The organism is Mycobacterium sp., from assembly GCF_040509115.1.
GTDB lineage: Bacteria > Actinomycetota > Actinomycetes > Mycobacteriales > Mycobacteriaceae > Mycobacterium.
In genome coordinates this window covers 1-9,079 of record NZ_JBEVLO010000536.1, presented here as the reverse complement: position 1 = coordinate 9,079, position 9,079 = coordinate 1, and the positions used below count along the sequence as shown (strand labels likewise).

The 9,079-nt window shown below is 68.2% G+C and carries 11 protein-coding genes; 3 read left to right on the top strand and 8 right to left on the bottom strand.

The genetic code is table 11. The features are described from left to right. Window positions 1–35: 35 nt before the first annotated feature. A complete protein-coding gene (locus ABW137_RS36045; RefSeq protein WP_526404575.1) occupies window positions 36–212 on the bottom strand; it encodes a hypothetical protein in 177 nt (58 codons plus the stop codon). A gap of 347 nt (window positions 213–559) precedes the next feature. Between ABW137_RS36045 and ABW137_RS36040 the strand changes: the two genes are divergently transcribed. Beyond that, on the top strand, window positions 560–1,309 hold the full coding sequence (locus tag ABW137_RS36040) for an SDR family NAD(P)-dependent oxidoreductase (RefSeq protein WP_526407800.1): 750 nt from the start codon (window positions 560–562) through the stop codon (window positions 1,307–1,309). A gap of 7 nt (window positions 1,310–1,316) precedes the next feature. Here ABW137_RS36040 and purQ read toward each other — a convergent pair whose 3' ends face one another. Together purQ and purS are read right to left on the bottom strand one after the other, a co-directional pair. After that, window positions 1,317–1,991, bottom strand: coding sequence for a phosphoribosylformylglycinamidine synthase subunit PurQ (gene purQ, locus ABW137_RS36035; protein WP_526407798.1), 675 nt, complete (start codon window positions 1,989–1,991; stop codon window positions 1,317–1,319). Next, on the bottom strand, window positions 1,988–2,227 hold the full coding sequence (purS, locus tag ABW137_RS36030) for a phosphoribosylformylglycinamidine synthase subunit PurS (protein WP_526407796.1): 240 nt from the start codon (window positions 2,225–2,227) through the stop codon (window positions 1,988–1,990). The genes purQ and purS overlap by 4 nt, the downstream gene beginning before the upstream one ends. Window positions 2,228–2,331: 104 nt before the next feature. Between purS and ABW137_RS36025 the strand changes: the two genes are divergently transcribed. Both ABW137_RS36025 and ABW137_RS36020 read left to right on the top strand, forming a co-directional pair. After that, on the top strand, window positions 2,332–2,982 hold the full coding sequence (locus ABW137_RS36025; RefSeq protein WP_526407794.1) for an MBL fold metallo-hydrolase: 651 nt from the start codon (window positions 2,332–2,334) through the stop codon (window positions 2,980–2,982). A gap of 31 nt (window positions 2,983–3,013) precedes the next feature. Then, window positions 3,014–3,628, top strand: coding sequence for a hypothetical protein (locus tag ABW137_RS36020; protein WP_526407793.1), 615 nt, complete (start codon window positions 3,014–3,016; stop codon window positions 3,626–3,628). Window positions 3,629–3,632: 4 nt separating this feature from the next. On the opposite strand, the gene ABW137_RS36015 is transcribed toward ABW137_RS36020, so the two are convergent. The 5 genes from ABW137_RS36015 to ABW137_RS35995 all read right to left on the bottom strand — a co-directional run bounded on the left by ABW137_RS36015 (window position 3,633) and on the right by ABW137_RS35995 (window position 8,710). Next, window positions 3,633–5,276 (bottom strand): FAD-binding dehydrogenase, encoded by a 1,644-nt coding sequence (locus tag ABW137_RS36015; RefSeq protein WP_526407791.1) that lies wholly within the window; start codon window positions 5,274–5,276, stop codon window positions 3,633–3,635. A gap of 25 nt (window positions 5,277–5,301) precedes the next feature. After that, a complete protein-coding gene (locus ABW137_RS36010; RefSeq protein WP_526407789.1) occupies window positions 5,302–6,006 on the bottom strand; it encodes a DUF2334 domain-containing protein in 705 nt (234 codons plus the stop codon). Window positions 6,007–6,075: 69 nt separating this feature from the next. Beyond that, entirely contained in the window at window positions 6,076–6,564 is a 489-nt protein-coding gene (locus ABW137_RS36005; protein ID WP_526407787.1) for a glutathione peroxidase, read from the bottom strand. Further along, window positions 6,561–7,259: an aspartate/glutamate racemase family protein gene (locus ABW137_RS36000; RefSeq protein WP_526407785.1), complete on the bottom strand. Its 699-nt coding sequence runs from the start codon at window positions 7,257–7,259 to the stop codon at window positions 6,561–6,563. The genes ABW137_RS36005 and ABW137_RS36000 overlap by 4 nt, the downstream gene beginning before the upstream one ends. After that, on the bottom strand, window positions 7,256–8,710 hold the full coding sequence (locus ABW137_RS35995; protein WP_526407783.1) for an MFS transporter: 1,455 nt from the start codon (window positions 8,708–8,710) through the stop codon (window positions 7,256–7,258). Before ABW137_RS35995 ends, ABW137_RS36000 begins: the two co-directional genes overlap by 4 nt. Between the last annotated feature and the right edge of the window lie 369 nt (window positions 8,711–9,079).

The window sequence follows — 9,079 nt, the reverse complement described above, 5'->3', positions numbered from 1 at the left end:
ACGCGTTTCCGGGTGCCCCTGCTGTGTCTGGTGTCTTAGCGGCCGTTGCCGACGGTCGAGGTGACCTGGCCGGTGGTGGCCGAGTGCTGGATGTCGTTGATCCACTGGTGGTGGGTCAGGTCCGCATTGGCGGGGGCGGCGAAGCCGAGGACGGCGGCGGTGAGGCCGGCGGCGATGGCGGTGGTGATGGTCGCGAATCCGAAGTTCTTCATGGTCGTTCTTCTTTCGTGAGTGAGTCTGTTTCTGGTTCCGGTGGGGAGGCCTTCCCGGCCGGTCTGATGCCTATAACCGGCAGGTCAGAGCTTTCATTCCGCTGGCAGAGATTGAGCGGCGGTTGGCAGGAATCGACCCGTTCGCGAGTTCTGCGAGGGGGTCGTGATCGGCGGCTCGGCACGACCCGCACGCAGATCTGGGCGGCGGGCGACGACCGATCGTTGGTTTTGGAATAAACGATCAAATACTTGGCTTGCAGCCGACGGCTTCAACTTTCAACTTCACCCTTCAACCTCAACCATCAATTTCAACCTTCAACCAGCACGACGCCCAGGAGGCGAGCCCCATGGCCAACACACTTGCGGGAAAGACGGCATTGGTAACCGGAGCGACGGCGGGCATCGGCTACGCCATCGCCGCTCAGCTAGCCGCCGAGGGAGCCGAGGTGATCGTGCACGGCCGCAATGCCGAGCGCGGCGCCAAGGCTGTCCAGGACATCGAAAATGCTGGTGGCACAGCACGTTTCGTGGCCGCCGACGTGGCCGTCGCCGACGACGTGCGCAGGCTCGCCGACGAGGCAGGCGCCGTCGACATCCTGGTGAACAACGCAGGCATCTACCGCTTCGCCCCCACCTTCGACACCGTCGACGCCGACTTCGACGACCAGATCAATACCAACCTGCGTGCGCCCTACGTCCTGGTGCAGAAGCTGGTGCCGGGAATGATCGCGCGCGGCGGCGGCTCGGTGATCAACGTCACCACGGTCGCCGCGTCGACCCCGGCCGCGGGTGCGGGCATCTACGGGGCCAGCAAGGCGGCCCTCGAGCTGCTGACCAAGCTGTGGGCCGACGAGTTCGGCAGCCAGGGCGTACGGGTGAACGCAGTGGCCCCCGGGCCGACGCAGACGCTGGGCACGGCGAGCTTCGAGGACGACCTCATCGAAGGGCTCGGCCGCGGCACCGCTCTGGGGCGCACGGCCGAGGCCGACGAGATCGCCAACGTCGTGACGTTCGTCGCCTCCCCCGCGGCGAGCTACGTCAACGGCGCGGTACTCACGGTCGGTGGCGGCTCACTGGCGCTCCGGCCCGTCGCCTAGCCCAAGGTCAGGCCGCGAGGACTGCGTCCAGCGCGGAGTAGAACAGGCCGAGGCCGTCGTCGGACGGTCCGGTCAGCGCCTCGGTCGCGTGTTCGGGGTGTGGCATCAACCCGACCACGCGGCCGTTGGCCGAACTGATGCCAGCGATGCTTCGCAGCGAGCCGTTGGGGTTCTCGCGGTAGCGGAACACCACGCGGCCCTCGCCCTCCAGCTCGTCGAGCACGTCGTCGGACGCGACGAAGCGTCCCTCGCCCGACTTGAGCGGCACCAACAGGTCGGCTCCCTGCTCGTAGCGGGTGGTCCATGCCGAGGACGCCGAGGCGACTTCCAGCCACACGTCGCGACACACGAAGTGAAGACCGGCGTTGCGAGTGAGTGCGCCGGGGAGCAGGCCAGCCTCGCACAGCACCTGAAAGCCGTTGCAAATCCCCAACACCGGTAGGCCGCCGCGGGCGGCCGTCACGACCTCACCCATCACGGGCGCGAACTTGGCGATCGCGCCGCACCGCAGGTAGTCGCCGTAGGAGAACCCGCCGGGAACGACGACGGCATCGACGCCCTTGAGGTCGGCGTCGGCGTGCCAGAGGTTGACCGACTCGGCGCCCGCCAACCGCACGGCGCGAGCCGCGTCGACGTCGTCGAGGGTGCCAGGGAAGGTGATGACCCCGACCCTGGCGGTCACTTTTCGTCCCTGATCACGGCCCAGTCCTCGATGACGGTGTTGGCCAGCAGTGACTCGGCGATCTCGGCGAGCGTCTCGTCGCTGACGCTGTCGTCGACTTCGAGCTCGAAGCGCTTGCCCTGCCGGACATCTGAGACGCCGGTCACGCCGAGGCGGCCCAGCGCTCCGGCGATCGCCTGACCCTGGGGGTCGAGGATCACCGTCTTGGGCATCACGTTCACTACGACGCGGGCCACGCGCGGGCTCCTTCTCTCGGTTGAATCGGCGCTTACTCTACCGGCGGTCACGGCGGTCTCGCCCAAGCGGCTCGCGAGCGGGCCCCACGCGCCACAATGGACCCATGCAACTGACGCACTTCGGCCACTCCTGCCTGCTGGCGAGCTTCCGTCACGCCGACGACGAGACCACCGTGCTGTTCGACCCAGGCAACTTCTCCCACGGGTTCGAGGGCATCACGGGCCTGACGGCGATCCTCATCACCCACCAGCATCCCGACCACGCCGACGTCGCCCGGCTTCCCGCGCTCATCGACGCGAACCCGCAGGCGGCGCTGTACGCCGATCCCATGACGGCCGCACAGCTCGGCGGGTCGTGGAAGGCGGTCAACGTCGGCGACACCCTGTCCGTGGGCCATCTGTCGGTGCGCGGGGTGGGCGGCACCCATGCGGTGATCCATCCGGAGATCCCGGTGATCGACAACATCTCGTACCTCGTCGGCGACGAGGGCCATCCCGCCCGGCTGATGCACCCCGGTGACGCCCTGTTCACCCCCGGCGAGCCCGTCGACGTGTTGGCCACGCCTGCGGCGGCGCCCTGGATGAAGGTCTCCGAGGCGGTCGACTACCTGCGCGCGGTGGCGCCCACCCATGCGGTCCCGATCCACCAGGGCGTCGTCGCCAAGGAGGCCCGCGGGATCTACTACGGCCGGCTGTCGGAGATGACCGACACCGACTTCCAGGTGCTGGAGGAGGAGAGCGGAACGGAGTTCTAGTGGGGCGAGCGAAGCGACGGGGTCAAGGCTAGTGGGGCGAGCGAAGCGACGGCTGGCGTTCAGCGGCTACATCGCGGGCCTCGGCACCGTCGCAGGCGTCCGGATGGTCATCGGCTCCTGGTTGCAGTCACCGTTCGGGCGGTTCGCCGACGTGATGGTCGAGACCGCCGACGGCGAGCGCATCCTGTTGGCCCCCACCGAGGCGATCGCCGAGTTCGTCGCGGCCACTTACACGTTCGATTCCGCCGAGATCGGCTCCGTCATGGCGGAGCACGGCTCCGACGGGTTGACCATCGTCGCGCCGGACCTCGAGGTCGCGGTTCGGTTGGGGGGCCCTGCGCGGTTCGACGCGCTTCTGCGCCTGGTACCCGCCAGACTCGCCACCGCGCCGCTGTGGCTGCGTGCGATCGATCCGGTAGCCGCCAGGTTGATCCCCGGCGTCCGCACCGCGGGCAGCGCAGGCAATGGTCGCCGCGAGTACTACGGGGTGCGGCGGACCAGGCGCATCGCCGGGGTCCGGGCCCGCTTCCGTGGCGTCGACCTCGGCGGACTGGCCGCCTTGGAACCGCCTGTGCGCTTTGGCTTCTCGTCGGCTCCGGCGCTACCGCAGATGGTGTCGGTGACGACGACGATCGATGTCCCCTAGCGCGCTAAGCCGTGTCCCGGGCCGCCGCGCGGCCTGCGGCCCGACCGGAGAACACGCATCCGCCGAGGAAGGTGCCCTCCAGCGAGCGATAGCCGTGCATTCCGCCTCCGCCGAAACCGGCCGCCTCACCTGCCGCGTACAGGCCGTCGAACGTCGTTCCGTCGGCCTTGAGAACCCGCGAGTTGAGATCGGTCTCCAAGCCGCCCAACGACTTCCGAGTCAGGATGTGTAGCTTCACGGCGATCAGCGGACCCGCCTTGGGGTCGGTGATCCGATGTGGCGCCACCACCCGGGTGACCCGGTCGGCCAGGTAGTTGCGGGCGCCGCGGATGGCGGTGAGCTGGCTGTCCTTGGTGTAGGAGTTGGCAACCTCACGGTCGCGGGCGGTCACCTCGGTGGCGACGACGTCGTAGTCCAGCGGTTCGACGTCGGGCACGTCGTTCATCTTGGCCACCAGGTCTCGCAGGGTGGTGGCAGAGACGAAGTCGATTCCCTGGTCGACGAACCGCTGTACGGGTGCGGGGGCACCCGGTTTGACGCGGGACAGCACCTGGCGCACGCTGCGGCCGGTGAGGTCGGGGTTTTGCTCCTGACCCGAGAGGCCGAACTCCTTGGCGATGATCCGCGCGTTGAGCACGAACCAGGTGTAGTCATGGCCGGTCTTGGCGATGTACTCCAGCGTGCCGAGGGTGTCGAAGCCGGGGTACAGGGGTGCGGGCAGCCGGCGTCCCGTCGCGTCGAGCCAGATGGACGAGGGCCCGGGCAGGATGCGAATGCCGTGCTTGGGCCAGATCGGGTCGTAGTTGGTGATCCCCTCGGTGTAGTGCCACATCCGGTCGGCGTTGATGGCGTGGGCGCCTGCGGCTTCGGTGATGCCGAGCATCCGGCCGTCGACGTGCGCTGGGACGCCGCTGAGCAGCTGATCGGGCACGCGACCCATCCGAGCGGGCCAGTTCCTGCGCACCAGGTCGTGGTTGCCGCCGATGCCGCCGCTGGCGACGATCACCGCAGGCGCGTGGAACTCGAACTCGCCAATCGTATTTCGCGACGATGCGACACCACGGGCCTGGGTGGACGGTTCCAGCACCGCCCCGCGCACGCCGGTCACGGCGCCGCCGGAGACGATCAGGTCGTCGACGCGGTGGCGGTGCGCGAACCGCACCCTGGGATGGTTCACCAGCCGCCGCGCGAACACGTCGACGATCGCGGGCCCGGTGCCCCAGGTGATGTGGAAGCGCGGCACCGAATTGCCATGTCCGCGTGCGTCATACCCGCCCCGTTCGGCCCAGCCGACGAGCGCGAACGTTTGCAGTCCCCGTTCGCGCAGCCAGCTGCGCTTCTCCCCCGCGGCGAAGTCGACGTAGGCGTGGGCCCATTGCCGTGGCCAGTGGTCCTCCGGCCGGTCGAAGCCCGCCGTGCCCAGCCAGTCTTGGAGGGCGAGCTCGTGGTCGTCCCGGATGCCGAGTCTGCGCTGTTCGGGGCTGTCGACGAAGAACAGCCCGCCGAACGACCAGAATGCCTGGCCACCCAGGTTGGCGGCGTTCTCCTGGTCGACGATCAGCACCGAGCGACCCTTGTCGATCACCTCGCAGGCGGCGACAAGTCCCGCCAGCCCCGCTCCGACCACGATGACGTCAGCATCAGCCATGGGAAGCCACGTTAGCGGGCTGCGGTCAGGCGGCGTCGACCAATACGGGTCGGGGGTCCCACCGGTACACCGCGGGGACGCATTCGTGCATGAGTGCGAGGTCGACGGCATCGAGCATGGCCTGCCGCGGGCCGGAGCGCCGCAGTTGGCTTGCCGACACGGCGAGCCGCACCGTGCCGGACCGGCGGGCGGTGCGTTCGGCTGACAGCACCACGGTGCGGCACCACCAGGTTTCGGTAAGGAAGCCCTCACCGATGCCGACGACCCTGGCCTTCAGCGTGACGTTGCGTACCAGGTCGGTCACCCCGCCGAGCCCGGCGAGCAGACGGAAGCCGTTGCGCGGCAAAGCGGTCACCGTGCCGTGGGACACGGTCCAGCCCGGTGCGGCGAACAGCCGAGTCCGCAGGCCGAGGTGTTCGAGTACCCGGTCGGCTCCCATCAGCCGCAAGTTGGCCTCGTGGGCCTGAAGGGTGGCGAACTCGCCGCGCTTCTTCTTCGTGGCCGCCTCGTCGTACCCGTGCAGCACGATCGCGTCCCCGTCGCCGCGGCGACGCGTCAGCCACTCGACGGTGGGGGCGTCGTGGTCGAGTCGGTAGCCGCCCTTCAGCCGCGGCGCGACCATGAACGAGACGGGCACGCCACGCGCGGCGAGGTCGGCGTGGAAGGCAGCCACGTCGGCAAGGGTGCGCTCCTTGAGCCCCGAGATCGAGACGATCAGTTTTCCGGCCACGACCCGAAGTATGGCAACGTCAGATGTCGCGACGGTTGCAGACAGGCGGGCGGGAGTTGACGTCTTGGGTTATCCGGGGAGGACGGCCTCGATGGCGGCGATGACCTCGGGCGCGTCGGGTACGGTGCGCGGCCGGAATCGGTGGACCACCTCACCGCCCGGCGCCAGGAGGAATTTCTCGAAGTTCCACTGCACGTCCCCCGCTTCGCCGTCGGCGTCTGGGGTCTTGGTGAGCTCGACGTAGAGGGGGTGCCGATCGGCGCCGTTGACGTCGGTCTTCGCCAGCAGCGGGAACGTCACGCCATAGGTCGTCGAGCAGAACTCCTGGATCTCCTCGGCGCTCCCCGGTTCCTGGCCCATGAACTGGTTACACGGCACGCCGAGGACCGTCAGCCCTTGGTCGCCGTAGTCCTTCGCGAGCTTCTCCAGCGCGGTGTACTGCGGCGTCAGGCCGCACTTGGATGCCACGTTCACGACGAGTACTGCGCCGTCGGCGATTTCGGCCAGGGTGGTGGGCTTGCCGTCGAGTGTGGTCAGCGGGAGATCGGTGAGACTCATGGGCGCGACGCTAGCACCGCGGCGGTGGATCGCAACGTCGCGAGTGCGAGCCTCACTGCGCATGGCACGGGTTCGACGACGTCGACGTCGGTCCTGGCCGCCAGTCGTCGTGCGGCGTCCGTGAGCGGCCCGCCGCCGATCACGACGCATCCGGCGCCGGCCGCGACGGCCGCGTCGATGGCGCCGTCGAGCGCCTCTACGTTGCGGTCGGGATCTTGCGCGAGTTCTAGCGGATCACGAGCAGGGACGAACACACCGGCGAAGTCGGCTGTCGGGCAATGCGTCTCGACCAGAGATTCGAGGGCTTCGCGGAGCTGCGGGGTCGACGTGACGATCGCGAAGCGTCCGCCGCGCGCCGCCTTGCGTACGGACGCCTCACCGATGCCGAACACCGGGATGCCCAGTGCCGCCCGAAGTTCCGTGGCGCCGGGATCACCGAACGCGGCGACGATGACGGCGTCCGGACGGTGCTCCTCGACGCCGGCCATCCCCGCAGCTACGGACGCCGATGCGGCCAGGCCCAACGCAGCGGGGTCGACGATCATCGCAGCGCCGGACGCGGCGGTGGCCCCCATCACCACCGCGTCCTCGCCGAGCAGTTCGATCGTCCCGCGCGCCGCACTGACCATCATCGCCGTCGTCGTCGTGCTGGTATTCGGGTTGACCAGCAGCAGCTTGGTGCGTCGCCCCGTCACTGGTCCTCCGGCATCGGGAGTCCGAGGGTCTCGTTCGGAAAGCGCACTGCCACCGCGCAGATGGTGAACAGGGCGGTCAGAAGTCCGAACATCGCGCCGACACCGTAGTTGTCCAGCACGGCACCGGCGATCAGCGGGAACAAACCTCCCGACAACGAGCCGATTGCCAGGATCACCGACGTGGCAAGGCCGCGGATCCGGGTCGGGTACTGCTCGGGGGCGAACAACCAGATGGTGGTGTTCAGGATGATCACCGCGAAGTTGAAGAGGAAGCCGAACAACAGCACCAGGCCGATGTTGACGGCGAAGAACCCGAAGCCGAGCCCGGCGACGACGCCAAGGACTGCCGCCGAGGTCAGCGTCAGCTTGCGCGGCAGGCGTCGAGCCAGTCCCGCTGCGGTGAGCGCACCGACCAGTGAGCCGCTCTGCATCACCAGGGTGTACCAGAGCGCGCTGGTCAACGACATCCCGCGTTCGGTGAGGATGACGGGAATCAGTGTCAGCATCGAGATTTGCGCGGCGTACGACATGCATACCGCGACGCCAAGGGCCGCGGTGGCGCGGCGGTAGCGTCCGCTGAAGGCTTCGGTCCACCTCGCCTGCGATGCAGCCTCGTCGGTCGTGTCCACCTCGGTCAGGTAGGTCTCCTGCGAGTCGAGCTCGCCGCGCAGCTTGCCCGTCGCGAGGCGGTTCAGGACCGTGTTCGCCTCGGCGACGCGTCCCTTGGCGACGAGGAAGCGCGGGGTCTCGGGGAGTGCGCGCCGGTAGACCACGACGGCGACGGCCGGCAAGACCAGCACGCCGAACAGCCATCGCCATCCTTCGCCGCCGCTGAAGATCGCGAACACGATCACGCCGAACAGTGGAGCCAGCATGTTCCCGAGGCCGGCGGCAGCGACGTTGATGAGACCGACTGCGGTGCCACGGTGCTTGGCCGAGAAGAACTCCGACATCATGATCACGGCGATGGCGATCTCGCCGCCCAGTCCCAGACCGACCAGGAAGCGTGCGCCTACCAGTACCTCGTAGTTCGGCGCGAGCGCGCAAACGAGAGATCCCGCGGCGAACACCAGAAGGTTCACCCCGAGGAGCGGGCGGCGGCCGACTCGGTCCATGATGGCGCCGGCGAGCACGCGACCGAGTGCCACCGCCGTGAAGGTGGCGGTGTTGAGAAGGCCGATCTCCGTGCCGCCAAGTCCCCACTGCGCCTTGAGCATCGGCCCTGCTATCCCGACGGTGTTCTGCTCGATCGCGTCGAAGAACACGCCGAACAGCACCATGGCGATGACACCGAAGTGTGCCGACGTGACCCCGATGCGCTGATAGGCGTTCTCGATCTGCTGGGCGTAGGACGCCTTTGTGGGCCCGTCCGATGGGCCGCCCTCGGCGGATGCGGGGTCCTCGACGCCCGCGCTGATCCGATTTCCCGTCATTCCTGCCTGACCCCTCATCCGTATTCCTGGTGGTATACCAGCTACGTCGAAAATAGGGCTTGGGATGTTTCCGGCGGTGACGCCGTGGTAAAGGTTGAGTTACCGTGGCCGCGCTCTCTCCCTCGCACCTGGCCTCGCTACCTGGGTATATGACCGCGCAAGCTAGATCCGTGGGCTGGCCGGGCCACCGAGCGCGCGCCCGGCGTGAGGCGGATAGCTGCCCTGCTGGTATACCCAGACTCGCCTCGGAGGTTGGTGGTATACCAGGATCGTGGCTCAAAACCTCTCGCGGTACGTCTTCGACGAGTTGCGCGATCGCATCCTTGACGGACGGTTGACCGCGGGAGCGCCCATCAGCGAACGGGAGATTGGTGCCGAACTAGACGT